This is a genomic window from Streptomyces sp. NPDC023573 (assembly GCF_055559735.1).
In genome coordinates this window covers 600,663-625,008 of record NZ_JBVHKB010000004.1, presented here as the reverse complement: position 1 = coordinate 625,008, position 24,346 = coordinate 600,663, and the positions used below count along the sequence as shown (strand labels likewise).

Sequence of the window (24,346 nt, the reverse complement as noted above, 5' to 3'; positions counted from 1 at the left end):
ACCCGGGTGATGATCGTCCCATGGGAGACACCGACGAGCAGAAGCAGCGACACCGCAGGCTGACCGCGTGGCAGCGTTCCGGGAAGGTACTGGCGCGGATGTCCGCGGACCACACGCTGGCCGGCCGGCTGGCCGCCCTGGCCGCCGACGCCGGCACGGTCCACGACCTGGGTGACTGGACGGACGTCTACGGCGGCGGGGTCGTCGCGGAGGCCGAGCGGCGCACGGCCGGCCTGCTGGGCATGGAGGCCGCCGCCTTCTTCCCGACCGGGACGATGGCCCAGCAGGTCGCGCTGCGCTGCTGGGCGGGGCGCACGGGCAATCCGGCCGTGGCACTGCACCCCCTCTCCCATCCGGAGGTACACGAGCGCGGCGCGCTCGCCTCGGTGAGCGGACTGCGTACGGTGCATCCGACGACGGAGCCCCGGCACGCCACGGCGGACGAGATCCGCGACTTCCCCGAGCCGTTCGGCACGCTGATGCTGGAGTTGCCGCTGCGTGACGCCGGCTTCGTCCTGCCCTCCTGGGAGGAGCTGGAGGCAGTCGTGGCCGCCGCCCGGGACAGGGACGCGGTGGTGCATCTGGACGGGGCGCGCCTGTGGGAGTGCACGCCGCACTTCGGGCGCGGCCTGCCGGAGATCGCGGCGCTCGCCGACAGTGTCTACGTCTCGTTCTACAAGTCCCTGGACGGGCTGTCGGGAGCGGTGCTCGCGGGCTCGGAATCCCTGATCGAGGAGGCGAGGACGTGGCGCCACAGGTACGGCGGCCAGGTCTTCCAGCAGTACCCGGCGGCCCTCTCGGCCCTGCTGGGCCTGGAGCGGGAGCTGCCCAGGCTGCCGTCGTACGTGGCGCACGCGAAGGTGGTCGCCGGTGCGCTGGCGGACGGCTTCGCCGGATCGGCGGTGCCGTGGTTCCGGGTGCACCCCGAGCCGCCGCACACGCACCAGTTCCAGGTCTGGCTGCCCTACGCCGCTGACGTGCTGGACGAAGCGTCGGTTCGGCAGGCCGAGGAGACGGGCGTGACGCTCTTCCGCCGCTGGTCCGCGGCTCCGGCCGGGCCGCCAGGACTCTCGTCCACCGAGGTCACGGTGGCGGCGCAGGGGCTGGAGTGGACCGCCGACGACGTGCGGGAAGCGGTGGCGGATTTCGTGTCGCGGCTCCAGGAGGGGGCGGCACCCCAGGAGTAGCGCGGCTCCAGGAGGAGGCGCACCCCAGGAGCGGCGCGGCCCCGGGCGGAGGCGTGTCGCCTCAGGAGTAGGGCGGGCGGTGCGCGGCCGTCCAGACGCGGATACGCCTGCGGAGGGTACGCAGGACGTCCCGGTCGTGCGCGCCGGGCGGCGGGGGCGGGCCCTCACCGTGCTGCGCGGCGCGGTAGCTGTCGAGCATGTGCTGCTGAACGGTGTCCATGGATCCAGCCTGACCCCGGCCCGGCAGGCCCGCCCGTGGATTGACGGCCGCAGTCAAGTGGCGACGGCCGTCGCCCCTCACCCCTCACCATGGAGGGGTGAGTGTGCACATCGACATCGCCGGCCTGCCCCCCGAGCGCATCGTTTTCGAGACCTCCCCTCTCGCCGAGCTGGGGCTCGCCCTCCACGCCCTCTCCGAGCCCGGCCACCACCCCGGACTGCACGGCTGGGCGACCGCGACCTCCGCGGCCCTGGAACCGGACCTCGCGGACCGGCTCCACGAGGCGGAGTTCCTGTGGCGGAACACCTTCTCCGACGTCTTCATGCCGTTCGCCGGCGTCCGCGGCGGGGACGGGAGGACCGGCTCGACCCTCGCCGAGGACCTGGACATCCTGGACAGGCTCGACGACGAGCGGTTCGTCTCGTCCGCTCTGGAGTTCACCTGCGCGAGCCTGTACGGAACGGGAGCGCCCTCGCCGCTCACCGACGCCGGGATGCGGACCCGCGCGCTCGACATGGCAGCGGCCAGGGGACCGAAGCAGCTCGGCTTCACCCGGCAGCTGCTGGCCGACCCGGGCTCCGTGCGCGGCTGGGTCCGGCGCCTCTTCGAGGACTGTGACCAGGCCTTCTTCGCCGACACCTGGCGGCGTACCCAGGTCCAGCTGGTCGCCGACGCCCGGCACAAGACCGAGGTGCTGCGGCACAAGGGTGTCGGCGCCGCTCTGGGCGCGGTCTCGGCGGCCCTCTCGCTGGACGAGAGGACCGGCAGGATCAGCGTCGACAAGCTGACCACCGGCCGGACCGACACAACGGGATCGGCGGCCGGCACCGGCCTCACCCTCATCCCGACGAGCTTCGGCTGGCCGCATCTGATGGTGCTGCACGCTCCCGGCTGGCGCCCGGTGATCCACTACCCGGTGCACCGCCCCGAACTGCCCTCCCCCGCCTCCGTCGAGCTGCTCCAGCTCCGCATGGAAGCGCTGGCCCACCCCATGCGGATGAGGCTATGCCGCAACCTGGCGCGCTCGCCGTACACCACCGGTGAACTCGCCGACTCGCACGGCATCACGCCTCCCGAGGTCTCCCGCCACCTGGCGGTGCTCAAGAAGGCCGGCCTGGTCACCACCCGCCGGCGCGGCCGGTACGTCCTGCACTCGCTGGACCTGACGGTCGTGGCACGCCTGGGCAGCGACTTCCTGGAGGGCGTACTGCGGTGAACCGGGCGGGGCCTCCGGCCGGTTCACCTGCCCGGCCGCCCCGCCGAGGTGCGGTCAGCCCGATCCGCCGCCGGCCCGCACCAGTCCCGTCTCGTACGCGAGGACGACGACCTGCACCCGGTCGCGCAGGCCGAGTTTGGTCAGGATGCGGCCCACGTGGGTCTTCACGGTCGCCTCGGACAGCACCAGCCGGGCCGCGATCTCGCCGTTCGACAGCCCCTGCGCGACGAGCAGCATCACTTCTCGCTCGCGCTCGGTCAGCTTCTCGACATGCTTGTGCCGGGGCTCCTTCCTGCCGCTCGGCAGCATCGGCGAGAACCGGTCGAGCAGCCTGCGGGTCGTCGACGGGGCCACCACGGCGTCGCCGCTGTGCACCGCGCGGATGGCGGAGAGCAGCTCACCGGGCGGCACGTCCTTCAGCATGAAGCCGCTGGCGCCCGCCTTCAGACCGGAGAAGGCGTACTCGTCCAGGTCGAAGGTGGTCAGGATCAGCACCTTCGGCGGTTCGGTTCCCGCGCAGATGCGCCGGGTCGCCTCGACGCCGTCCAGCCGAGGCATGCGTACGTCCATCAGCACCACGTCGACGGCCGTGGACCGCAGGACCTCGATCGCCTCGGCCCCGTCGCCCGCCTCCGCGACGACCTCCATGTCCGGCTGGGCGGCGAGCACCATCCGGAAGCCGGTGCGCAGCAGCACCTGGTCGTCGACGAGCATTACGCGGATGGCCATGAGGTGTCCCGTCCTTCTGTCACTGGTTGGCCGGCTTGAGCGGAAGCAGCGCGCTGATCCGGAAGCCGCCGCCCTGTCGCGGGCCCGCGTCCAGCGTGCCGCCGACCATGCCGACCCGCTCCCGCATGCCGATCATTCCCTGTCCCGCTCCGTCCGCGCCGCCGTCCTCGTAGAGCTCGTGCGGGGCGCCGCGGCCGTCGTCCTCGACCAGCAGCCCGAGCCCGTCGTCGAAGTAGACCAGCCGCACGCTCGCCCCGGCGTCGGGGCCCCCGTGCTTACGGGTGTTGGTCAGCGCCTCCTGGACGATGCGGTACGCGGTCAGCTCGACCCCGCTCGGCAGCGGACGAGGAGTGCCCTCGATCCTGAAGTCCACCGCGAGGCCGGTCTCCCTGACCTTGCCGACGAGCTCCTCGATCTGCTCGACGTCGGGCTGCGGGACGTACTCCCCGCTCTCGGGGGAATCGCCGGTCCTGAGCACTCCGAGCAGCCGCCGCATCTCGGCGAGCGCCTGGCGTCCGGTGCCGGAGATGGTCTCCAGTGCCTGCCGGGCCTGGTCGGGGGACGAGTCCATGACATACGCGGCGCCGTCGGCCTGGACCACCATCACCGAGACGTTGTGCGCGACGACGTCGTGCAGTTCGCGGGCGATACGGGCCCGTTCGGCGGCGACGGCGACCTTCGACTGCGCCTCGCGCTCGCGCTCCAGCCGGGCGGCCCGCTCCTCCAGCTGGCTGAAGTAGGCCCGCCGGGTGCGTATGGAATCGCCGAGCACCCAGGCCAGGACGAAGGGCACGGTCATCATCACGACGTAGCCGAGCGACTGAGCCCAGCCGCCGTACGGTGCGTCGTCGGGCCAGCGCAGCCGGGAGATCCCCGCCGCGCCGAGGCTGCACCCGAGGGCGAGCCAGGACGCCCGGCGCTCCCCGACGGTGGCCACGGTGTACGTGATCACCAGCAGGGCGAAGTCCGCCACGTCCGGCCGCACCCCGAACAGCAGCTGGGCGAGCCCCATCACGATCGCGAGCAGCAGCATCTTCTCCGGCGCGCGGCGGCGCAGCGCGACCACGACGCACAGCCCGACCGCGATCGGCACCGCGGCGACGCGCTCCGGACCGCTCCCGACCTGGCCGGCCACGATGGACACGCCGGAGAACCCGAGGAGGAGGACAGCCCAGAGGGTGTCGACGCCCGTCGGGTGTCTGCGGATGAAATCGTAGAAGCGCTGCACATTACCCAGCGTAGGGACAGCTGATCGGTGCCCGGGTCAGCCGGAGGGCCGATCCGGATCCTGGGACCGTACTCCCCAAGGTGGAGACTTGCCTATGTGACGTATGACTGGTGCCGCTGGCGGGAAGCCGCCGAGACCGCTTTGTACGGGGAAGAGGGCTTCTACCGGCGCCCGGAGGGCCCCGCGGGTCATTTCCGTACCTCGGTGCACGCGTCCCCCCTGTTCGCCACCGCCGTCGCCCGGCTGCTGGCCGGCACGGCACGGGAGCTGGGGACGGACTCGGTGGACCTCGTGGATGTGGGAGCGGGCCGCGGCGAGCTGGTGACCGGGGTGCTGGCGGCGCTGCGGGACGGGACCCTGGCCCCGGGCCTGACCGTACGGGCGTACGCCGTGGAGCTCGCCCCGCGCCCGCCGGGCCTCCACCCGGGCATCGAGTGGTGCTCCCGGCCCCCGCGGGGCGTGCGAGGCCTGCTGTTCGCCAACGAATGGCTGGACAACGTCCCGGTGGACATCGCCGAGGCCGACGCCGACGGGGTGCCCCGCTACGTCCTCGTCCGGAGTGCCGACGGCGCCGAGCGGCTCGGCGATCCGGTGACCGGTGCGGACGCCCGGTGGCTGAGCCGCTGGTGGCCGCTGTCCCGTCCCGGCGACCGTGCCGAGATCGGGAGGCCGCGTGACGAGGCCTGGGCCGGCGCCGTCGCGTCCCTGGCCGGCGGGACGGCGGTGGCGGTCGACTACGCGCATGTACGGGCGTCGAGGCCGCCGTTCGGGACGCTGACCGGGTTCCGCGGAGGCCGCGAGGTGCCACCCGTGCCCGACGGGAGCTGCGACCTCACCTCGCATGTGGCCCTGGACGCCTGCGCGACGGCGGCGGACGGCGTGGCCGAGCTCCTCGACCAGCGGACGGCGCTGCGGGAACTGGGCATCAGCGGCGAACGCCCGCCGCTGGCACGGGCGTCGGCCGATCCCGTCGGTTACGTCCGGGCGCTCGCCTCGGCCGGGGAGGCGGCGGAGCTGACGGCGCGGGGCGGGCTGGGCGACTTCGGCTGGCTGCGGAACCGGGTCCCGGACCGGGAAGAGGGCGCCGGACCGTGAAAAGGCCTCCGCGTCGTGAAGAGGGATACTGTCCCGCATGACGGAGACGACGATCGGCATCGGCGGCGCGGCGGAGAGCACCGACATGGTGCTGAACATCGGCCCGCAGCACCCCTCCACCCATGGTGTGCTCCGGCTGCGGCTCGTCCTGGACGGCGAGCGGATCCAGCAGGCCGAGCCCGTCATCGGTTATATGCACCGGGGCGCCGAGAAGCTCTTCGAGGCCAGGGACTACCGGCAGATCATCATGCTCGCCAACCGCCACGACTGGCTGTCGGCGTTCTCCAACGAGCTCGGGGTCGTCATGGCCGTCGAGCGGATGCTCGGCATGGAGGTCCCTGAGCGCGCCGTCTGGACGAGGACGCTGCTCGCCGAGCTGAACCGGGTGCTCAACCACCTGATGTTCCTCGGCTCCTACCCCCTCGAACTCGGCGGGATCACCCCGATGTTCCACGCGTTCCGGGAGCGCGAGGAGCTCCAGGCCGCGATGGAGGAGGTGTCCGGCGGACGGATGCACTACATGTTCAACCGGGTCGGCGGCCTCAAGGAGGACCTGCCCGCGGGCTGGCTCGGCCGGGCCAGGGACGCGGTGGCGTCCGTGCGTTCGCGGATGGACGTGTACGACCGGCTGGTGCTCGGCAACGAGATCTTCCGTGGCCGCACCCGCGGGGTGGGCGTGCTGTCCTCCGAGGCCGTGCACGCGTACGGGGTGTCCGGGCCGATCGCCAGGGCCTCGGGGGTCGACTTCGACCTGCGGCGCGACGAGCCCTACCTCGCCTACGGGGAGCTCCGGGACACGCTCGAGGTCGTCACCCGGACCGAGGGCGACTGCCTGGCCCGTTTCGAGTGCCTCCTGGAGCAGACGCACAACGCTCTGGACCTCGCCGACGCGTGTCTGGACCGGATGGCCGAACTGCCGCCCGGTCCCATCAACCAGCGGCTGCCCAAGGTGCTGAAGGCGCCGGAGGGCCACACCTACGCGTGGACCGAGAATCCGCTGGGGATCAACGGCTACTACCTGGTGTCCACGGGTGAGAAGACGCCGTACCGGCTGAAGCTGCGGTCCGCCTCGTTCAACAACATCCAGGCGCTCACCGAGCTGCTGCCGGGGACGCTGGTCGCCGACATGGTCGCGATCCTGGGCTCGCTCTTCTTCGTCGTCGGGGACATCGACAAGTAGCCCCGGCCGCGCGGGCTCCCGCGTGGCGCGTCCTTCCCGTTACGAGGAGACGGCGCTGCGCAGCTCGACGACGTCCAGCTGCTCCGTCTCGTCGTGCGCCGTCAGGTCGATGACCTTGCCGACGGCCCGGTTCTCGGCCGCGCCCGTGCGGTGTGCCGCCAGAGCCTCCTCGCCCACCACGTCCGCGAGGTCCTCGTTCTGCACGGACTCGATCGCGGCGCTCGCCTTCTGCGTGCCGAAGAAGTCGAAGCTCCCCCGCGGGACGAGGTGGCGGCGCGCGGCGGCGTACGGGACGACGGCGGATGCCGCGGGTACGGCGCGGGGCGGACGCACAGCCGCGGGGGACAGCTGCGGTGCGGACAGGGCGGCCTGCGGACGGCGGTGCTGGAGGCCACCCGCTCCGGCGACCGCCTCGTGCTTCCCCTCGGGGCCCTCGCCCTCCGGGTCCTGTTCCACCGGACGCCCGGTGGTGTCACGCTGCCCGGCCGTGCGGCGCGCCTCTTGGAGCGCCGCGTTGCGGCCCAGGTCCTGGAGGGCCTGGGCGGCCCGCAGATAGGCGCCCGGAGTCGGTGTGGAACGGGCGGGCAGCAGCTCGCGCGGTGCGGAGGCCTCGATGGCGAGCTGCCTGCGGCCCTCCAGGGCGCTGGCGCGCTCCGTCTCGGCGTTGGCGTACCGGCGCAGCAGCGCGGCGTGTTCACCCCGCAGGCCGGCGAGCTCCACGCGCTTGCGGCGCAGCCTGGTCTCCAGCCGGGTGCGCAGTTCCCTCGACTCCTCGAGGTCCGCCTCGAGTTCGGCTATGCGCTCCTCGGTCTTCCACTCGTCACTCGCCCGGGCACGGTTCAGCTCCGCGACACGCAGACCCGCGGCCCTGTCCCAGCTGCGCATCAGCCAGGCACCGGTGACCGCCACTGCCGCCGTCACGGCCACCAGGACGCGCAGCGGCAGGGGTTCCCCGAGGAGCCAGGCACCGGCGGCACAGACGACCGGCACTCCGGCCACCACGGCGGGAGGCAGGATTCTGTGGAGGGGCGGCGAATGGCGGTGGCGTCCTCGTGGCATGGCCCGAAATTTACCGTGCGTACGAGTCACTTGGGAGGCCGCCCGGCAATCTGTTCCCCGCCGGTTACCTAAGGGCCTCCGGCCCGGGCCGGGCGGGACTCCCAAGTGGCCCTCACGCGCGCCTTTTCACTTCTTGATCAGACCCTTCGAGCGGAGATAGTCCCCGGCCGCGTCGGCGGGCTTGGCGCGCTCCGCGTCGACCTTGCGGTTGAGTTCCGCGAGGTCCTGCGTGGTGAGTACGTCGGTGAGCTTCCCGAGCGCTTCCGCGATCTCCGGCGCGCCGGCGTCCTTGGCATTGAGAACCGGAAGGACGTTGTCCGCGTTCTGCAGCTTCTTGTCGTCCTCCAGGAACACGAGCCCGTCGAGCACCGCGTCCGTGGTGGTCGTGAGGACCAACTGGTCCTTGCCGTCCTTGACGGCCTGCTTGGACTGCGGTGTGCCGACGCCCTTGGGGTCGATCCCGGTGACGTCGATGCCGTACGTCTTCTTCAGTCCGGGCGCGCAGAACGGGCGCACCTCGCACTCGTCGCCCGCCGCGATCTTCACCTTGATCTTCGAGCGGCCGAGATCGGAAAGCGTCTCGAGACTGTTCTTCTCGGCGAATTCCCTGGACACCGCGAAGGCGTTCTGGTCGACCGCCTTCCCCGCCGGCAGGACCTTCAGTCCGAGCGGGGTGGCGAGCTTCTCCAGAGCCGTGACCGTGGCCGCCACGTCACCCGAGGCGACCGGCTTCGCCTCCGCCTCCTTCGCTCCGTTGACCTTGGCGTTGAGGAATTCCGCGAGGGTCGCCGCGTATTCCGGTACGACGTCTATCTCGCCCTTCTCCAGCGAGGGCTCGTAGAGTTCGCGGTTCTTCACCGTGGTGACCGATGTGTCGTACCCGGCGCTGCCCAGGACCTGGGCGTACAGCTCGGCGAGCACCTTGGACTCGGTGAAGCCGGCCGCGCCCACGACGAGCGACCCCTTACCGGAAGCGGCGCCCGCGCCCGTGTCCGAGCCGCTCTTCTCCTTCTCCAGGCTGTCGCCGCCGCAGGCGGCGAGCGACCCTGCCAGCGCGACCGCTCCGATGACCGCACCCGCTATGCGCGAGGTCCTGTTCATGGTGTTCTCCGTCCGAAAAAAAATGGTGTGCACAGTCCGAAAAGTCAGCGCGCTCATACGGTCCGGCGGCGGCGCAGGGGTGACAGCAGCCGGTCCAGCGCCACCAGGACGCCCTCCACCACCAGGGCCAGGAGGGCGACCAGCACGGCGCCTGCGAAGACCTGGGCGGTGTCATAGGTGTTGAACCCGGCGGTGATGATCCGGCCCAGGCCGCCCAGACCGACCATCGCCGCGATCGACGCGGTGGCCACCACCTGGACGGCGGCGGACCGGAGGCCGGTCATGATCATCGGGTACGCGAGCGGGAGTTCGACCCGCAGGAAGAGCTGGGGGCCGGACATCCCCATGCCCCGCGCGGCCTCCACCACCGACCGGTCCACCTCCGTCATCCCGACGTAGGCGTTGGTCAGCAGCGGGGGCACGGCGAACAGCACCAGGGCGACGACCGTGGGCAGATAGCCGGAGTTACGCAGTGGCGTCATCATGAAGAGGGCCAGCACCGCGAACACCGGGACCGCACGCCCCACGTTGGAGATGTTGACCGCGAGACCGCCGCCCTTGCCCACGTGCCCGAGATACAGGGCGACGGGCAGGGCGATGAGGCAGGCCACCGCGAGGGCGATCCCGCTGACGTACAGATGCTCGGCCAGCCGGTGCCCCGCCCCGCCGTCCCCCGACCAGTTGGCTCCCGTGGTCAGCCAGGTCCACGCCTCCCCGACGACTCCCATGGATCAGACCGCCTCCGTCTTCGCGATGCCCGCCCCGGCGGATGCCCCGGCGGGCGTCCGTATCCGGGTCCAGGGCGTGAGCAGGCGCTGCACGCCCAGCAGCAGGAGATCCGCGGCCACCGCGAGCAGCACGCAGAGCACGGACGCGGTGAGCACCTGTGCCTTGAAGAAGCTCGGCAGGGCGTCCTCGATGAGATTGCCGAGACCGCCCTTGCCTACGAGCGAGCCGACCGTCGTCAGCGCGACCGTCGAGACCGTGGCGATCCGCAGGCCGGCCATCAGCGCGGGCAGCGCGAGGGGGAGTTCGACCTCCCAGAGGAGCCGGACCGGCCCGTACCCCATGCCCTCCGCGGCTTCCCTGGCCTCCTGCGGGACCGCTTCGAGCCCCGCCAGGATGTTGCGTACGAGGATGGTCAGCGAGTAGAGCACCAGGCCGGTGACGACGAGCGCCGCCGACAGGCCGAAGAGCGGCAGCAGCAGCGAGAACATCGCCAGCGACGGCACGGTGTAGAGCACGGTCGTCAGGCCCAGCACCGGGGCCGCGAAACGCCGGCCGCGGCGCGCGAGCAGTGCGAGCGGGAATGCCACCGCGAGCCCTATCAGCACGGAAGCCGCGGTGATCCAGATGTGCTGGACGGTCGCTTCGGTCAACTCATGGCTGCGGGAGCGCAGATACTCTCCGCAGATCCAGTCGTTCGCCACCAGGCAGTTCTGCTCGGCCATCCGCCCCCACCTCCTGTTTGCCCTCGCGATGCCGCCCCGGGTCCGGTCCTGGGTGACCCTATCCCCGACCACCGACAATCGCCGAGGCTGTCGTATTCCGGCAACATGGCCTTCACAGAACCCGCGTCACAATGGGGAATCATGATCCGTTTCGAGCACGTCACCAAGCGGTACGAGGACGGCACCACCGCCGTCGACGACCTTTCCTTCGAGGTCGCCGAGGGTGAACTGGTCACGCTCGTCGGACCTTCCGGCTGCGGCAAGACGACCACCATGAAAATGGTGAACCGCCTGACCGAACCGACCGAGGGCCGGATATTCCTCGACGGGGACGACATATCGGCCGTCGACCCCGTCCGGCTCCGCCGGCGTATCGGCTATGTGATCCAGCAGGTCGGGCTGTTCCCGCACAAGACGGTCCTGGAGAACACCGCGACCGTTCCCCATCTCCTCGGCTGGGGGCGGGAAAAGGGCAGGCGACGCGCGGCTGAACTGCTGGATCTCGTCGGACTGGACCCCTCCGTTCATGGCGGCCGCTATCCCGAGCAGCTTTCCGGCGGTCAGCGCCAACGGGTCGGCGTGGCAAGGGCCCTGGCGGCCGATCCCCCCGTTCTGCTGATGGATGAGCCTTTCGGCGCGGTCGATCCGGTCGTACGGGAAAGGCTGCAGAACGAATTCCTGAAACTGCAGGCGCAGGTCCGCAAGACCGTGCTGTTCGTCACCCATGACATCGAGGAAGCCGTCCGCCTCGGCGACAGGATCGCGGTGTACGGGGACGGCCGCATCGAGCAGTTCGACACCCCGGCCACGGTGCTCGGCGCTCCGGCGACGCCGTACGTGGCCGATTTCGTCGGGGCGGACCGCGGTCTGAAGCGGCTCTCGGTCACGCCCATCGAGGAGAGCGACCTGGACCAGCCGCCGGTCGTCCATCTCGACGACCCGCTGGCGAAGGCGACCGAGCGGCTGCGGACCCAGGGCGCGCGCTGGGCGGTCGTCCTCGACGGTCAGGACAATCTGCACGGCTGGATCCCGGCGGGCGACGGCGCGGCGGCCGACGGGACGGTCCGGGAACACGCCCGGCGCATGGAGGCCTGGCTCCCGCTCGGCGCGCCGCTCAAGCAGGCCTTCGCGACGATGCTGCAGCACGACGCGGGCTGGATCGCCGTCATCGACAAGGAGTCCACCGGTCGCTTCCTGGGCGTGCTCACCCCCGCCCGCCTCCATGAGGCCCTGCGCCGCTCGATCGACGCGGACGCACAGGACGTGCCACGCGCCGAGGTCGCCGTGGAGACCGTGGCGGGCGTCGGCTCCCCCTGAGCGGCCCTTCGCCCGCCGTCCGTCCGGCTGAACGCGGTGCGGGCGGATCCGTGGCGCGGACACCCGGCCGGTGAGCTCGTGGCGGCCCCGTACCGGACGCGGCCGGCAGCCGCGGTGGCGTCCGCCGGTGGGCGTTCCGGGCGCCACGGGCCGGGCGGGACCGCGCGGACACGGCCTAGGCTGGGCGCATGAGTACGTTGCGAGGGCGGGGCACGGTGCGGGGTCTCCCGGAGTGGGACCGCTGTGCGGTCATGGGGGTCGTCAATGTGACGCCCGACTCCTTCTCCGACGGGGGCCACTGGTTCGACACCACGGCGGCGATCAAGCACGGCCTCGAACTGGTGGCCGAAGGGGCGGATCTGATCGACGTCGGCGGCGAGTCGACCCGCCCCGGCGCCAGCAGGGTGGACGAGGCCGAGGAACTGCGCCGGGTGATCCCCGTGGTCCGCGGACTGGCCTCCGAGGGGGTCACCGTCTCCGTGGACACCATGCGGGCCGCCGTCGCCGAGCAGTCCGTCGCGGCCGGCGCGCTCCTGGTCAACGACGTGAGCGGCGGCCTCGCCGACCCGGGCATGATCCCGGTGGTCGCCGACGCCGGAGTGCCGTTCGTCGTCATGCACTGGCGCGGCTTCAGCGAGTCGATGAACAGCCGCGCGGTCTACGGGGACGTCGTCGGCGAAGTCGTCGCGGAGCTCCGGGAGCGTATGGAGGCCGTGGTCGAGGGCGGGGTGGCCCCCGAGAAGCTGGTGATCGACCCCGGGCTGGGGTTCGCCAAGAACGCCGCCCAGGACCTGGCGCTGGTCGCGCACCTCGACCGGCTCCGCGATCTGGGCAGGCCCCTGCTCGTGGCCGCTTCACGCAAGCGGTTCCTCGGCCATGTCCTGGCCGGCGAGGGCGCGGCCCCGCCGCCCGCCCGTGAACGGGACGCCGCGACGGCCGCGGTCTCCGCGCTCTCCGCGGCCGCGGGCGCCTGGGCGGTCCGGGTTCACGCGGTGCGGCCGACGGCTGACGCGGTGCGGGTCGCCCGCGCCGTCGAGGGAGCCGCGTGAGCGCCCCGCGCGACGAGCACGAGGAGGCGGCCGCCGCCATCGCGGCGGTCGAGCAGGCCAACACGGCGTTCTACGAGGCGATGGAACGCGGTGACCTCGACGAACTCTCCGGGCTGTGGCTGCCCGGCGAGGACCTCACGGTGTCCTGCGTCCATCCGGGCTGGCCGGTGCTCACGGGCCGCGGCGAGGTGCTGCGGAGCTATGCGCTGATCATGGCGAACACGGAGTACATCCAGTTCTTCCTCACCGATGTCGGGGTCGCGATGACCGGCGACACCGCCCTGGTGACCTGCACCGAGAACATCCTCAGCGGTGGCCCGGCGGAGGAGGGAAACTCGCTCGGCCCGCTCGTCGGCCAGCTCGTCGTCGCCACCAATGTGTTCCGGCGCACACCGGACGGCTGGAAGCTCTGGTCCCATCACGGCTCCCCCGTACTGGCCGAAACCGGTGAGGAAGAGGATGAAGAACCTCCTGCCTGAGCGGGCGGAGCGGATCGCGGGGATTGAGGCCCCCGGTCACGGGGTATACGCGGCTACCAACCCCCTGCCGGGCCGGTCCGTGCCCCCGCGGGCAGGCCCTGTCGGTGCTCGCGGGTAGATTCGAAAGACGGCACCGCACCGCCCGCACGCGGCCAGGTGCCTCCAGAGACGACGAACAGCAGGAGTGATTCGCGTGGATCGTGTCGCGCTGCGCGGCCTCAAGGCCCGTGGGCACCACGGTGTCTTCCCCCGGGAGCGGGCAGAAGGCCAGACCTTCATCGTGGACCTGGTGCTCGGCCTCGACACCCGCCCCGCGGCAGCCGCCGACGACCTGTCGAAGACCGTGCACTACGGCGTGGTGGCGGAAGAAGTCGTCGATGTCGTCAAAGGTGAGCCAGTCGATCTGATCGAGACCCTCGCGGAACGCATCGCGCAGCAGTGCCTCAAGCACGAAGGGGTCGAGGAGGTCGAGGTCGTCGTCCACAAGCCGGATGCCCCGATCACCGTCCCGTTCGACGACGTGACCATCACCATCACCCGGAGCCGAGCATGACTGCATTTTCCACCGAGGGGCAGAGCGACCCGACCGTACAGCCGGTTCCCGCCGCAGTCGTCGAGCAGGTCGACGCGGCTGACGTCACCCTGTCCAACCCCAAACGGGCCGTGATCTCCCTCGGCTCCAACCTCGGCAACCGGCTGGAGACGCTCCAGGGCGCCATCGACGCCCTCGAGGACACCCCCGGCCTCCGGGTCAAAGCGGTCTCCCCGGTCTACGAGACGGAGCCCTGGGGCGTCGAGCCCGGTTCCCAGCCCTCGTACTTCAACGCGGTGATCGTCGTGAAGACGACTCTGCCCCCGTCCTCGCTCCTGGAGCGCGGCCAGGCCATCGAGGAGGCCTTCGACCGCGTTCGCGAGGAGCGCTGGGGACCGCGCACCATCGACGTCGACATCGTCTCGTACGCCGAGGTGGTCTCCGACGACCCCCTGCTGACCCTCCCGCACCCGCGCGCCCGTGAGCGCGCCTTCGTGCTCGCCCCGTGGCACGACGTGGACCCGGGGGCCCAGCTCCCCGGCGCCGGCCCCGTCGCCGACCTGCTGGCCGGTGTCGGCCGCGAGGGTGTGCTTCCCCGGCCCGACCTGGAACTCCGTCTCCCCGAGTAGTCGTTAGGCTCAAGGACGACCATTCACGGTCGACCGACACGGTCGACCGACACGGGCAACGGCGACGAAGGGCGGCACTCTCGGTGAAGCAACTACGGCTCGGGCTCCTGGCCGGACTCTTCGCCGGGGCCGGCGTGCTGTCCTGGGGCGGTGCCCGCCTCTGGGACTCCCTGGGGACCCTGCCGAGCGTCCCGCTCGCCGCGCCCGTCGTGCTGGCCGTGATCGCCGTCGTCCTGCTCGCCACGGCCCTGTCGATCCGGGCGCGGCTGCGTGCGCAGCGGGAGCGCCGCCCTGGGGCGAAGGGCGTGGAGCCGATGATGGCGGCGCGTGCCGTGGTCTTCGGCCAGGCGAGCGCGCTGGTCACCGCCCTCGTCGCGGGGATGTACGGCGGGACGGGCGTCTTCCTGCTCGGCTCCCTGGACGTCCCGCCCCGACGGGACCAGGCCATCTACGCGGGCGCGGCCGTGCTGGCAGGCATCGGCGTCATCGCGGCCGCCCTGTTCCTGGAGCGCGTCTGCCGCCTCCCGGAGGACGGCGACGACGGCGGCACGGCATCGGCGTAGGGCCCCGTGCCATGCTGTTCACCCTGTTCCTCGGACCAAGTGCCCGTTGACCGAAAAGGTGGAGTGCGGCTGGAGCCGAAAGCTGTACAGGGTGAACGGCTTGCCCGGCGCGGCATGGGGCCGCACGGCCTCGACGGTCACCCAGCTCGACTCCACCGGATCGGCGTCATGGTGCTCCGTGCGAAATGTGCCGCGGGTCGCCCAGCGGTCCACGACGGACAGATGAGACGCCAGGCCTTCCCTGGCGGGAGTGAAGCGGGCTCCGACGATCGCGGCCAGCTCGGCGAGGAAGGGCACGTTCGCACTGACCAGAGTGCGGCCGGCCCAGTGCTTTGCCCGGCATCCGTCACCGTCCGCGTACCCGTCCAGAAAACCGTCGAAGACGATACGGGTCCCGTAGCACGACCCGGGGAAACGCCTGCCTCATGTGGTGCGCGTCGCCGCCCACGTACTGGCGCATGGCGTCAGCGAGGTATGAGGACACCACCCGCACCAGGTAGCCGGGCACGTCCCGGCCCAGATAACCGGAGGGCCTCGTCACGGGCTGAGGCCTAGCTTCCAGGCCCGTCGCCTCGGTGAGACTCCGCGCGTAGCGGTGGCGAACGCTTCGTCGTTCACCACGAGGGAGACGTAGTTCTTTCCCACCGTGCCGTCCGCGCAGGTCGCGCCGACGAAGTAGCCGAACGCGTACCCCACTGCGCACGTGAGCCGTCCGCGGCAGAGCTTACGGGCATGGGTCCAGGCGATGGCCCTGCCTGTGGCCTTCCGCGCGGGGATCCAGCCTTCCGGTGTGGCCAGCGGGAGATCAGCCGCCACCACGAACGCGGCGTGGGCCGGTAACCACTTCCACCACCTCACGCACCTTGGCCGCCACCACGTCCGTGACAGTCGTCTGTGCGGCCCGGGATCCGTCCAGCATCCACAGTCTGGTTCCGACAGTTGTCTTCCGGGCCTGACGGCGCCCTCCCACTGCGTTCACGGTCTGCCTGCTCGGTAATCCGCTGCTCACGCGGCGCTCCTTGGCCTGTTCACCCACACAGGCCAAGGAGCGTACCGGCCGCCGCTGACAGCGAACTAGCGCGCCAGTATCAGGCTCATCGCCTCGGCACGAGTGGTGGCGTCACGCAGTTGTCCGCGCACAGCCGACGTGGTGGTCTTCGCACCGGGCTTGCGGATTCCCCTGGCCGACATGCACATGTGCTCCGCCTCGATCACCACGATCGCACCCCGAGCCTCCAGGATGCGCATGAGCGAGTCCGCCACCTGCGTGGTGAGGCGCTCCTGTACCTGCGGCCTACGGGCGAACACATCCACCAGACGGGCCAGCTTCGACAGACCGGTGATCTTGCCCGTATCGGCCGGGATGTAGCCGACGTGCGCCACACCATGGAAGGGCAAGAGGTGGTGTTCACAGAGGGACATGATCTCGATGTCCTTCACCAGCACCATCTCGTCGTGACCGAGGTCAAAGGTCGTGGTCAGCACGTCTTCCGGCTCCTGGCGCAGACCCGCCAGAAGCTCCTTGTACGCCCGTGCCACCCGGCCCGGGGTCTCCCGCAGCCCCTCACGGTCGGGGTCCTCCCCCACGGCGATGAGGAGCTCCCGTACGGCCGACTCGGCCCGCTTCTCGTCGAATACGCCGATCGAGCCCTGCCCGTCGAGCGTCACCGGGTCGGTCATCTGTGCCTCGTTCCTCTGTGCAGTCACATGCGCGGGCCCGCCCGGAACTCACAGACATCGGCAGGCAACGCAGGCATACGGAAAAGCCGCGCCCCCACAGGCTAGAACCTGGGGGACGCGGCATCCATTCCGGGCCTGGTCAGGCCCCCGTGACAGGGGCCACACCTGGTCGGGCCGGGTCAGCTCTCGGGGCGATCCTCGGGGAGCGCCTCCGTGGAGGTGCCGGTGTTCTTCGACGTGATGTCCGTCGGAGCGATCTCCGGAGTACCCGATCCATTGGCAGTGCCGTTGGTGAGGGCGAGCTCCTTGGGAGAGAGCACGGGCGGACGCGTCGACGGGGTACGCCGGGCGGAACCGGTCCACGCCGGGCGAGCCGGGCGCTTCACGATCGGGGCGAAGATCTCGGCGATCTGCTCCTTGCCGAGCGTCTCCTTCTCGAGAAGCTCGAGGACCAGGGCATCGAGGATGTCGCGGTTCTCGACGAGAATTTCCCACGCGTCGTTGTGCGCGGTCTCGATGAGCTTCTTGACCTCTTCGTCGACGAGCGCCGCGACCTCTTCCGAGTAGTCGCGCTGATGGCCCATCTCCCGGCCCACGAACGGCTCGGTGTTGTCTCCACCGAACTTGATCGCACCGAGACGCTCGGTCATGCCGTACTGCGTGACCATCGCGCGGGCCGTGGCAGTGGCCTTCTCGATGTCGTTCGCAGCACCGGTCGTCGGGTCGTGGAAGACCAGCTCCTCGGCCGCGCGCCCGCCCAGCATGTACGCCAGCTGGTCGAGCATCTCGTTGCGCGTCGTGGAGTACTTGTCCTCTTCCGGGAGCACCATCGTGTATCCGAGGGCACGGCCGCGGGAGAGAATCGTGATCTTGTGGACCGGGTCCGACTGGGGCGAAGCCGCCGCGACCAGGGCGTGTCCGCCCTCGTGGTACGCGGTGATCTTCTTCTCCTTCTCGGACATGATCCGGGTCCGCTTCTGCGGGCCCGCCACGACGCGGTCGATGGCCTCGTCGAGCATGTGGTTGTCGATCAGCTTCTTGTTGCTGCGCGCCGTGAGGAGCGCCGCTTCGTTCAGCACGTTCGACAGGTCGGCACCGGTGAAGCCGGGCGTCCGACGCGCGACCGCGTTGAGGTCGACGTCCTCCGCGACCGGCTTGCCCTTCTGGTGCACCTTGAGGATCTCGAGGCGGCCCAGCATGTCCGGCCTGTCGACGGCGATCTGCCGGTCGAAGCGTCCGGGACGCAGCAGGGCCGGGTCCAGGATGTCCGGCCGGTTCGTGGCGGCGATCAGGATGACGCCGCCCTTCACGTCGAAGCCGTCCATCTCGACGAGCAGCTGGTTGAGCGTCTGCTCGCGCTCGTCGTGACCGCCGCCCATGCCGGCACCGCGGTGCCGGCCGACGGCGTCGATCTCGTCGACGAAGACGATCGCCGGGGCGTTCGCCTTGGCCTGCTCGAAGAGGTCACGCACACGGGACGCACCGACACCGACGAACATCTCGACGAAGTCGGAACCGGAGATCGAGTAGAACGGGACGCCCGCCTCGCCTGCGACGGCGCGAGCGAGCAGCGTCTTACCCGTACCGGGCGGCCCGTAGAGCAGGACGCCCTTGGGGATCTTGGCGCCGACGGCCTGGAACTTCGCCGGCTCCTGGAGGAATTCCTTGATCTCGTAGAGTTCCTCGACGGCCTCGTCCGACCCCGCCACATCGGCGAACGTCGTCTTCGGCGTGTCCTTGGTGATGAGCTTGGCCTTGGACTTGCCGAACTGCATGACCTTGGAGCCGCCGCCCTGCATCTGATTCATCAGAAACAGGAACACGACCACGATCAGGACGAAGGGCAGCAGCGAGAGAAGGATCGAGACGAACGGGGACTGCTTCGACGGCGAGACGGTGTAACCCTTCTCGATGTCACCGCTCTCGAACTTCTTCTGCAGCGTGTCGGCGAGCTCGACACCCTGGTTGCCGATGTAGCTCGCCTGGAACTTGCTGCCGGACTCGCCCTCGAGCTTTTCCTTGTCCTTCAGCTCGATCTTCAGGATCTGTTCGTCACCGGTGGTCAGCTTGGCCTGCTCCACCTGGTTCTTACTGATCGCCTGGATCACCTTGCCGGTGTCCACCGTCTTGTAGCCGCCGGACGAGCCGACGACCTGCATCAGCACGACCACGGCGAGGACGGCCAGCACGATCCACATGACCGGCCCACGGAAGTATCGCTTCACGTCCATCCATACGGAGCGAAGTCGCCCCGTCCCTCCTGCCCGTAGGTAAATGCTGCTGTGAGAAAAGACTGTTCTTCGGACGGTACCCCAGCATTGTCACCCGTGACCGCAGGGGAGGTCCGGCAAACCCGTCTTCGAAGGCTCCAACGGCCCGAACGCCACAAGGGTTCCCGGGACTCCGGCCGGGTTCGGCCGGGTGCCTCCGCTTCCACCGGTGCCGCCGGTTCCTGTCGGGGCCGGCCGCCTCAGCCGCCGTAGACGTGAGGCGCGAGCGTACCGACGAAGGGGAGGTTGCGGTACTTCTCCGCGTAGTCCAGCCCGTAGCCGACGACGAACTCGTTGGGGATGTCGAAGCCGACCCACTTCACGTCGATCGCGACCTTCGCGGCATCCGGCTTGCGGAGCAGCGTGCAGACCTCCAGGCTCGCGGGTTCACGCGAGCCGAGGTTGGTCAGCAGCCAGGACAGCGTCAGACCGGAGTCGATGATGTCCTCGACGATCAGGACGTGCTTGCCCTTGATGTCGGTGTCGAGGTCCTTGAGGATCCGGACGACGCCCGAGGACTGGGTGCCGGCTCCGTACGACGAGACGGCCATCCAGTCCATGGTGACGGGGGTGGACAGCGCGCGGGCCAGGTCCGCCATGACCATCACCGCACCCTTGAGCACGCCGACGATGAGCAGGTCCTTGCCCGCGTACTCCGCGTCGATCTTCGCTGCCAGCTCGACGAGCTTCGCGTCGATCTCTTCCTTGGTGAGGAGCACCGACTGAAGGTCGGTGCCCATGTCCTTCTCGTTCACCCGCGTCTCTTTCTCTGCCCTGCCGGCCGGACTCTTCCCCGGGCCGGACCGGCGTTTCGCCTGCACTTCAGCCGCTTGCGCTTCAGCTCTGCCGAATCACCAGTCTGCCACCCTGCCGCCGCACCTCGACGCGGCCGGGCAGGTTGATGGCGCCCTGGCCCCGCCAGCCGGTGATGAGCCGGTCGACTTCCTCGATGTGGCGGGCGAAGAGCGATCCGGCGGGTGAACCGGCGTCGATCACGGCCCGGCGCAGCACCCGTCGGCGTACCGCGGGCGGCAGGACGGAGAGCTTCGCGCACTCCAGACGTCCGGCGTCGTCGCGGACCGAACGCGCGGCCTCGGCGGCCCAGGTGTCAAGGGCGTCCGCGTCGTCGCGGGAGAGCTGCGCCGTACGGGCGAGGGCTTCCACGACCCCCTTGCCCAGCGCCTTCTCCAGGGCGGGCAGGCCCTCGTGACGCAGCCGGGAGCGGGTGTAGGCGGGGTCGATGTTGTGGGGGTCGTCCCAGACGGGGATCGACTGGACCAGGCAGGCCTTGCGGGCGGTCTGCCGGTCGAGCTGGAGGAACGGGCGGCGGTAGCGGCCGGCGGGGCCCGACGCCGCGGCCATCCCGGACAGCGAACGGATGCCCGAACCGCGGGCGAGGCCCAGCAGGACGGTCTCGGCCTGGTCGTCGCGGGTGTGGCCGAGGAGCACGGCGGCAGCGCCGTGGCGCTCCGCGGCGTCGTCCAGGGCCGCATAGCGGGCGTCACGGGCGGCGGCCTCGGGGCCGCCGTCGCGGCCCACCCGCACGGCGACCGCCTCGACCGGGTCGAGGCGCATCTCGGCGAGGCGGGCGACGACCTCGTCGGCGCGGAGTCCGGAGCCGGGCTGGAGGTTGTGGTCGACGGTGATGCCGCCGGCGCGGACGGGAAGCTTGCGCGACTCGAAGGCGAGGGCGGACGCGAGGGCCATGGAGTCGGCGCCCCCGGAGCACGCGACGAGCACCAGGGGGGTGTCCGGCCGTTCGGGAAGCGCGGAACGGCGCCCGCCCGACCCCGCTTCGGCGAACTCGGCTCGTGAGGCCTGTTCGGTGTGACGGTTGTATTCGGTGACGACGTCGTGGAGTACGCGGCGGACCGCCAGGCGTATCGCCGCGACCGCAGGATGGGGACCCATGTCCGGTGCCCTTCGGGGTGAAGTATTGGGGGGTGCCTCCGAGTGCGCGGAACGGAGTCCCGTCACTCAGAGTGCGTCGATGGTGACAGAGCCAAGCTGTTCATCGAGCATTGCACGCCTTCCCATGCCCCTATGGTCCCTCGGATGGGTGATTGGAGAGGCAATCTCGTGCCGCCGGACCGCCCGGGATCACGAGTCCGTCCTACGGTGCACCCTCGCCACCCAGTCCGCCGGTGCCGCGATCTCGGCCTTGGTGGGAAGGGTGTTGGGGGAGGTCCACACCCGGTTGAAGCCGTCCATACCGACCTCGTCCACCACGGCCCGCACGAACTTCTCGCCGTCGCGGTACTGCCGGAGCTTGGCGTCGAGCCCCAGGAGCTTGCGCAGCGCCAGGTCCAGCCGGCTCGCACCACGCGCCCTGCGCTGCTGGAACTTCTCCCGGATCTCGGCGACGGAGCCCACCACGTCGGGGCCCACCCCGTCCATCACGAAGTCCGCGTGTCCTTCGAGCAGGGACATCACCGCGGTGAGGCGTCCCAGGATCTCGCGCTGGGAGGGCGTCTGGACGATCTCCACGAGGCTGCGCCCGCCGTCGTCGCCCTCCTCGCCCCGTTCGCCCTCGGGACGGCTGCCTCCCGAGAAGGCCTGCGCGGCCTCGCGGAGGCGTTCGAGCATCGTCATCGGGTCGACGTCGGTCTCGTCGAGGAACGACTGGATTTCGCCCTGCAGATGGTCACGGAGCCAGGGGACCCCGGTGAACTGGGTACGGTGCGTCTCCTCGTGGAGGGCCACCCAGAGCCTGAAATCGTGGGGATCGACCTCGAGTTCACGTTCGACGTGGACGATGTTGGGGGCCACCAGAAGCAGCCTGCCGCCCCCCTTCGAGGACGCGGGCAGCTCCCGGGTGGCGGGGGCGAAGGTCTCGTACTGTCCGAGGACCCGGGAGGCCAGGAACGACAGCAGCATGCCCAGTTCGACACCGGTCACCTTGCCGCCGACCGCGCCGAGCACGGCGTTGCCGGGCCCGCTGCCGCGGCGGTCCTGCATCTTCCCGAGCAGCGGACGCAGCAGCTCACGGAAGCCCGCCACATTGGCCCTGATCCAGCCGGCCCGGTCGACGACCAGGACCGGCGTGTCCTCGGGTTCGTGCCCCTCCGGGATCATCCGGGTGAACGAACGGACGTGCTCCTCCGAGGCCTTGGCATGCCGCCGGAGCTCCGCGACGACGGCGCGCGCCTCCTCACGGCTGATCTCGGGACCCGGCCGCACGAACCGGGTCGCAGTCGCGACCGCGAGATTCCAGTCGACCATCTCGGCACCACCGATGCTCGTCATGCGTCAACCGTACGTGAGGTGGTCGCTCCGTGGTGGGGTGTCAGCCGCTCACCGGGTGCCCTGGGTGAGGGTGGTGGCCAGGGCGTCGAGAGAGGCTTCCGCGTCGTCGGGCGATGTGGTGCCCGAGGCCAGGAAGGCGAAGGTGAGCAGCCGGCCCTCTGCGTCGACCGCGGTTCCGGCGAGGCTGTTCACCCCGGTGAGGGTGCCCGTCTTGGCCCTGATCAGGCCGGTCGCCCGGGACGTCGCCGCATAGCGGTCGCCGAGCGTGCCGCTGAATCCGGCGACCGGAAGGCCGGTGAGTACGGGGCGGAGCTCCGGGTGGTCGGGTCCGGCGGCGAGGGCGAGCAGCCGGGCCAGGAGCCCCGCCGACACCTTGTCCGCGCGGTCGAGACCGCTGCCGTCTGCGAGCCGGGCACCCTCCAGGGGCAGACCGAGCGACTTCAGCCGGGCGGTGACGGCCCGGCGGCTCCCGGCGAAGGAGGCGGGCTCCCCGGCCTTCAGCGCGGTCTGTCGCGCCAGGGCCTCGGCGATGTCGTTGTCGCTGTTGGTCAAGGCCCGCTCGACCAGGGCGGAGAGCGGCTTCGACAGATGCGTCGCCACCGTCCGCGACTCGGCGGGAGCCCGTCCGGACGCGGGGCCGGACCGGGTGGTCACACCGGCGTCGTCGAGGAGGCCCGCGAAGGTGCGCGCGGCGTCACCCGCCGGATCGTCCGTACGGGGGGCCGGCCCCCGGTGGCTCCCGTCGAGGCGGCCTTCGTCGGCCATGAGCGCGCTGACGGGCGCGATGTTCTCGTTCGGGCCGATGGGGTGGAGCGCCGGTCCGGAGTAGCGCGACGCGTCGTACAGCAGCCGCACGGGTACGGCGCCGGCATCGCGCAGGGAGCGCGCCGTGCCGGCTGCCAGGGCGCGCAGGGCCGCCTTGTCCAGGGTGGGGTCGCCGCCGCCGACGAGGGTGAGCGTCCGGGAGTCGGGGGAGAGCCTGACCGTCGTCGCGATGCGGTGGGCGGGGCCGAGCGCGGAGAGCGCGGCGGCGGCCGTCGCGATCTTCACCGTGGACGCGGGGGTCATGGGCGTCGCCGCGCCCCGGGCGTAGAGCTGTTTCCCGGTCGCCGCGTCGACGACCACGGCGGTGCGTACGGTGCCGAGGGCGGGCGTGTCCAGCAGGGGCGTGAGGGTGGCGTCCAGGCCGCTCGCGCCCGCCGGGGCCGTGAGGCCGTCCGTGGCTCCGAGGGCTCTCAGGACGGCCGGAGCGCTGGCTGCGGGCCGCGGACCGTCCGGCGCGGTCCCTTCGTGATGTGCGCCACCTGCGCGCTGCAGGGCGGCGACCCGGTCCCGCTCGGCCTTACGCTGACCGGAGTCCCAGGGACCGGTGGCCAGGACGGCACCGGCGGCGACCACCAGGCCGAGCACGGCGGAGCCTGCGACGAGCCGGAGGTCGTCCCGTCCGCTCCCACGCTTCAGGTACTTCGGGACTTTCCACTTGCCCCGCCTGTTCAACGGTCCGTCCGTCGGTTTCTCCACCGGCTCGGCCACCGTTGACCAGCCCCTTTCGCGAGCACTCATCTGCGTGAGGGACACTTAACCACCAGTCGTATGTGTTGATCATGGAGGAGCCACCCGTGGAGTTCGACGTCGTTATCGAGATTCCGAAGGGTTCGCGGAACAAGTACGAGGTGGACCACGAGACCGGTCGGATCCGTCTGGACCGTCGACTCTTCACCTCGACCAGTTACCCGGCGGACTACGGTTTCGTCGAGAACACCCTCGGCGAGGACGGCGACCCGCTGGACGCGCTGGTCATCCTGGAGGAGCCGACGTTCCCCGGCTGCCTCATCAAGTGCCGCGCCATCGGCATGTTCCGGATGACCGACGAGGCCGGCGGCGACGACAAGCTGCTGTGCGTCCCGGCGTCCGACCCCCGGGTGGAGCACCTGCGCGACATCCACCACGTGTCGGAGTTCGACCGCCTGGAGATCCAGCACTTCTTCGAGGTCTACAAGGACCTGGAGCCCGGCAAGTCCGTCGAGGGTGCCGACTGGGTCGGCCGCTCCGAGGCGGAGGCCGAGATCGAGGCCTCCTACAAGCGCCTCGAGGCGCAGGGCGGCAAGCACTGAC

General features: G+C 70.8%; 26 protein-coding genes. 11 read left to right on the top strand and 15 right to left on the bottom strand.

Annotation, left to right across the window (positions count from 1 at the left end):
* The first annotated feature begins 20 nt into the window (after window positions 1–20).
* Window positions 21–1,187: a threonine aldolase family protein gene (locus ACZ32T_RS16835; protein ID WP_467367547.1), complete on the top strand. Its 1,167-nt coding sequence runs from the start codon at window positions 21–23 to the stop codon at window positions 1,185–1,187.
* 61 nt (window positions 1,188–1,248) lie between these two features.
* On the opposite strand, the gene ACZ32T_RS16830 is transcribed toward ACZ32T_RS16835, so the two are convergent.
* Window positions 1,249–1,407 (bottom strand): hypothetical protein, encoded by a 159-nt coding sequence (locus tag ACZ32T_RS16830; protein ID WP_467269770.1) that lies wholly within the window; start codon window positions 1,405–1,407, stop codon window positions 1,249–1,251.
* 103 nt (window positions 1,408–1,510) lie between these two features.
* On the opposite strand from ACZ32T_RS16830, the gene ACZ32T_RS16825 reads away from it, so the two are divergent.
* Entirely contained in the window at window positions 1,511–2,623 is a 1,113-nt protein-coding gene (locus tag ACZ32T_RS16825; protein ID WP_467269830.1) for a DUF5937 family protein, read from the top strand.
* 54 nt (window positions 2,624–2,677) lie between these two features.
* On the opposite strand, the gene ACZ32T_RS16820 is transcribed toward ACZ32T_RS16825, so the two are convergent.
* Together ACZ32T_RS16820 and ACZ32T_RS16815 are read right to left on the bottom strand one after the other, a co-directional pair.
* Window positions 2,678–3,352, bottom strand: coding sequence for a response regulator (locus ACZ32T_RS16820; protein WP_467269768.1), 675 nt, complete (start codon window positions 3,350–3,352; stop codon window positions 2,678–2,680).
* Window positions 3,353–3,371: 19 nt separating this feature from the next.
* The gene (locus ACZ32T_RS16815) at window positions 3,372–4,580 is read right to left on the bottom strand and encodes a sensor histidine kinase (protein ID WP_467269766.1); all 1,209 of its coding nucleotides are present in this window, start codon (window positions 4,578–4,580) and stop codon (window positions 3,372–3,374) included.
* A gap of 96 nt (window positions 4,581–4,676) precedes the next feature.
* Here ACZ32T_RS16815 and ACZ32T_RS16810 point away from each other — a divergent pair, with 96 nt between their 5' ends.
* Complete coding sequence (locus ACZ32T_RS16810) at window positions 4,677–5,675, top strand: SAM-dependent methyltransferase (protein WP_467269764.1); 999 nt, start codon at window positions 4,677–4,679, stop codon at window positions 5,673–5,675.
* A 37-nt stretch (window positions 5,676–5,712) separates the two neighbouring features.
* Window positions 5,713–6,855 carry an NADH-quinone oxidoreductase subunit D gene (locus ACZ32T_RS16805; protein WP_467269762.1) on the top strand — a complete coding sequence of 381 codons (1,143 nt, stop codon included), beginning with the start codon at window positions 5,713–5,715 and terminating at the stop codon, window positions 6,853–6,855.
* A gap of 39 nt (window positions 6,856–6,894) precedes the next feature.
* On the opposite strand, the gene ACZ32T_RS16800 is transcribed toward ACZ32T_RS16805, so the two are convergent.
* From ACZ32T_RS16800 to ACZ32T_RS16785, 4 genes are all read right to left on the bottom strand, one after another.
* Window positions 6,895–7,914 (bottom strand): hypothetical protein, encoded by a 1,020-nt coding sequence (locus ACZ32T_RS16800; protein ID WP_467367545.1) that lies wholly within the window; start codon window positions 7,912–7,914, stop codon window positions 6,895–6,897.
* A gap of 126 nt (window positions 7,915–8,040) precedes the next feature.
* A complete protein-coding gene (locus tag ACZ32T_RS16795) occupies window positions 8,041–9,015 on the bottom strand; it encodes an ABC transporter substrate-binding protein (protein ID WP_467269759.1) in 975 nt (324 codons plus the stop codon).
* Between the two features lie 53 nt (window positions 9,016–9,068).
* Window positions 9,069–9,743 carry an ABC transporter permease gene (locus ACZ32T_RS16790; protein WP_356713799.1) on the bottom strand — a complete coding sequence of 225 codons (675 nt, stop codon included), beginning with the start codon at window positions 9,741–9,743 and terminating at the stop codon, window positions 9,069–9,071.
* Between the two features lie 3 nt (window positions 9,744–9,746).
* Window positions 9,747–10,466: an ABC transporter permease gene (locus tag ACZ32T_RS16785; protein ID WP_467269755.1), complete on the bottom strand. Its 720-nt coding sequence runs from the start codon at window positions 10,464–10,466 to the stop codon at window positions 9,747–9,749.
* 141 nt (window positions 10,467–10,607) lie between these two features.
* Here ACZ32T_RS16785 and ACZ32T_RS16780 point away from each other — a divergent pair, with 141 nt between their 5' ends.
* The 6 genes from ACZ32T_RS16780 to ACZ32T_RS16755 all read left to right on the top strand — a co-directional run bounded on the left by ACZ32T_RS16780 (window position 10,608) and on the right by ACZ32T_RS16755 (window position 15,035).
* Window positions 10,608–11,783 (top strand): ABC transporter ATP-binding protein, encoded by a 1,176-nt coding sequence (locus ACZ32T_RS16780; RefSeq protein WP_467367542.1) that lies wholly within the window; start codon window positions 10,608–10,610, stop codon window positions 11,781–11,783.
* Window positions 11,784–11,971: 188 nt separating this feature from the next.
* On the top strand, window positions 11,972–12,832 hold the full coding sequence (gene folP, locus ACZ32T_RS16775) for a dihydropteroate synthase (RefSeq protein WP_467269751.1): 861 nt from the start codon (window positions 11,972–11,974) through the stop codon (window positions 12,830–12,832).
* Entirely contained in the window at window positions 12,829–13,311 is a 483-nt protein-coding gene (locus ACZ32T_RS16770) for a nuclear transport factor 2 family protein (RefSeq protein ID WP_467367540.1), read from the top strand. The genes folP and ACZ32T_RS16770 overlap by 4 nt, the downstream gene beginning before the upstream one ends.
* A gap of 193 nt (window positions 13,312–13,504) precedes the next feature.
* Window positions 13,505–13,864, top strand: a complete 360-nt coding sequence (gene folB / locus ACZ32T_RS16765; RefSeq protein ID WP_356713804.1) for a dihydroneopterin aldolase — start codon at window positions 13,505–13,507, stop codon at window positions 13,862–13,864.
* Entirely contained in the window at window positions 13,861–14,472 is a 612-nt protein-coding gene (folK, locus tag ACZ32T_RS16760) for a 2-amino-4-hydroxy-6-hydroxymethyldihydropteridine diphosphokinase (RefSeq protein WP_467269746.1), read from the top strand. The genes folB and folK overlap by 4 nt, the downstream gene beginning before the upstream one ends.
* 83 nt (window positions 14,473–14,555) lie before the next feature.
* Window positions 14,556–15,035, top strand: a complete 480-nt coding sequence (locus tag ACZ32T_RS16755; RefSeq protein WP_467269744.1) for a DUF3180 domain-containing protein — start codon at window positions 14,556–14,558, stop codon at window positions 15,033–15,035.
* A gap of 18 nt (window positions 15,036–15,053) precedes the next feature.
* On the opposite strand, the gene ACZ32T_RS16750 is transcribed toward ACZ32T_RS16755, so the two are convergent.
* The 8 genes from ACZ32T_RS16750 to dacB all read right to left on the bottom strand — a co-directional run bounded on the left by ACZ32T_RS16750 (window position 15,054) and on the right by dacB (window position 23,764).
* Window positions 15,054–15,332, bottom strand: coding sequence for a hypothetical protein (locus ACZ32T_RS16750; protein ID WP_467269743.1), 279 nt, complete (start codon window positions 15,330–15,332; stop codon window positions 15,054–15,056).
* A 240-nt stretch (window positions 15,333–15,572) separates the two neighbouring features.
* Window positions 15,573–15,854, bottom strand: coding sequence for a hypothetical protein (locus tag ACZ32T_RS16745; protein ID WP_467367538.1), 282 nt, complete (start codon window positions 15,852–15,854; stop codon window positions 15,573–15,575).
* A gap of 255 nt (window positions 15,855–16,109) precedes the next feature.
* Window positions 16,110–16,715, bottom strand: a complete 606-nt coding sequence (gene folE / locus ACZ32T_RS16740; RefSeq protein WP_467269740.1) for a GTP cyclohydrolase I FolE — start codon at window positions 16,713–16,715, stop codon at window positions 16,110–16,112.
* 179 nt (window positions 16,716–16,894) lie between these two features.
* Window positions 16,895–18,946 carry an ATP-dependent zinc metalloprotease FtsH gene (gene ftsH, locus ACZ32T_RS16735; RefSeq protein WP_467269738.1) on the bottom strand — a complete coding sequence of 684 codons (2,052 nt, stop codon included), beginning with the start codon at window positions 18,944–18,946 and terminating at the stop codon, window positions 16,895–16,897.
* Window positions 18,947–19,185: 239 nt separating this feature from the next.
* Complete coding sequence (gene hpt, locus ACZ32T_RS16730; protein WP_014155504.1) at window positions 19,186–19,725, bottom strand: hypoxanthine phosphoribosyltransferase; 540 nt, start codon at window positions 19,723–19,725, stop codon at window positions 19,186–19,188.
* 97 nt (window positions 19,726–19,822) lie between these two features.
* Window positions 19,823–20,896 carry a tRNA lysidine(34) synthetase TilS gene (tilS, locus tag ACZ32T_RS16725; RefSeq protein ID WP_467269736.1) on the bottom strand — a complete coding sequence of 358 codons (1,074 nt, stop codon included), beginning with the start codon at window positions 20,894–20,896 and terminating at the stop codon, window positions 19,823–19,825.
* 189 nt (window positions 20,897–21,085) lie between these two features.
* Complete coding sequence (locus ACZ32T_RS16720) at window positions 21,086–22,231, bottom strand: zinc-dependent metalloprotease (protein ID WP_467367536.1); 1,146 nt, start codon at window positions 22,229–22,231, stop codon at window positions 21,086–21,088.
* Between the two features lie 48 nt (window positions 22,232–22,279).
* Window positions 22,280–23,764 (bottom strand): D-alanyl-D-alanine carboxypeptidase/D-alanyl-D-alanine endopeptidase, encoded by a 1,485-nt coding sequence (gene dacB / locus ACZ32T_RS16715; protein WP_467367534.1) that lies wholly within the window; start codon window positions 23,762–23,764, stop codon window positions 22,280–22,282.
* 86 nt (window positions 23,765–23,850) lie between these two features.
* Between dacB and ACZ32T_RS16710 the strand changes: the two genes are divergently transcribed.
* Window positions 23,851–24,345: an inorganic diphosphatase gene (locus tag ACZ32T_RS16710; RefSeq protein WP_356713812.1), complete on the top strand. Its 495-nt coding sequence runs from the start codon at window positions 23,851–23,853 to the stop codon at window positions 24,343–24,345.
* Window position 24,346 lies beyond the last annotated feature (1 nt).

What these genes read in the sequence shown, in the direction of transcription:
- ACZ32T_RS16820 (WP_467269768.1), bottom strand. Translation starts at nt 3,352, where the DNA reads ATGGCCATCCGCGTAATGCTCGTCGACGACCAGGTGCTGCTGCGCACC.
- ACZ32T_RS16830 (WP_467269770.1), bottom strand. Translation starts at nt 1,407, where the DNA reads ATGGACACCGTTCAGCAGCACATGCTCGACAGCTACCGCGCCGCGCAG.
- ACZ32T_RS16805 (WP_467269762.1), top strand. Translation starts at nt 5,713, where the DNA reads ATGACGGAGACGACGATCGGCATCGGCGGCGCGGCGGAGAGCACCGAC.
- ACZ32T_RS16800 (WP_467367545.1), bottom strand. Translation starts at nt 7,914, where the DNA reads ATGCCACGAGGACGCCACCGCCATTCGCCGCCCCTCCACAGAATCCTG.
- ACZ32T_RS16720 (WP_467367536.1), bottom strand. Translation starts at nt 22,231, where the DNA reads ATGACGAGCATCGGTGGTGCCGAGATGGTCGACTGGAATCTCGCGGTC.
- folK (WP_467269746.1), top strand. Translation starts at nt 13,861, where the DNA reads ATGACTGCATTTTCCACCGAGGGGCAGAGCGACCCGACCGTACAGCCG.
- folP (WP_467269751.1), top strand. Translation starts at nt 11,972, where the DNA reads ATGAGTACGTTGCGAGGGCGGGGCACGGTGCGGGGTCTCCCGGAGTGG.
- folE (WP_467269740.1), bottom strand. Translation starts at nt 16,715, where the DNA reads ATGACCGACCCGGTGACGCTCGACGGGCAGGGCTCGATCGGCGTATTC.
- ACZ32T_RS16795 (WP_467269759.1), bottom strand. Translation starts at nt 9,015, where the DNA reads ATGAACAGGACCTCGCGCATAGCGGGTGCGGTCATCGGAGCGGTCGCG.
- ftsH (WP_467269738.1), bottom strand. Translation starts at nt 18,946, where the DNA reads ATGGACGTGAAGCGATACTTCCGTGGGCCGGTCATGTGGATCGTGCTG.
- ACZ32T_RS16780 (WP_467367542.1), top strand. Translation starts at nt 10,608, where the DNA reads ATGATCCGTTTCGAGCACGTCACCAAGCGGTACGAGGACGGCACCACC.
- ACZ32T_RS16835 (WP_467367547.1), top strand. Translation starts at nt 21, where the DNA reads ATGGGAGACACCGACGAGCAGAAGCAGCGACACCGCAGGCTGACCGCG.
- tilS (WP_467269736.1), bottom strand. Translation starts at nt 20,896, where the DNA reads ATGGGTCCCCATCCTGCGGTCGCGGCGATACGCCTGGCGGTCCGCCGC.
- hpt (WP_014155504.1), bottom strand. Translation starts at nt 19,725, where the DNA reads ATGGGCACCGACCTTCAGTCGGTGCTCCTCACCAAGGAAGAGATCGAC.
- ACZ32T_RS16785 (WP_467269755.1), bottom strand. Translation starts at nt 10,466, where the DNA reads ATGGCCGAGCAGAACTGCCTGGTGGCGAACGACTGGATCTGCGGAGAG.
- ACZ32T_RS16790 (WP_356713799.1), bottom strand. Translation starts at nt 9,743, where the DNA reads ATGGGAGTCGTCGGGGAGGCGTGGACCTGGCTGACCACGGGAGCCAAC.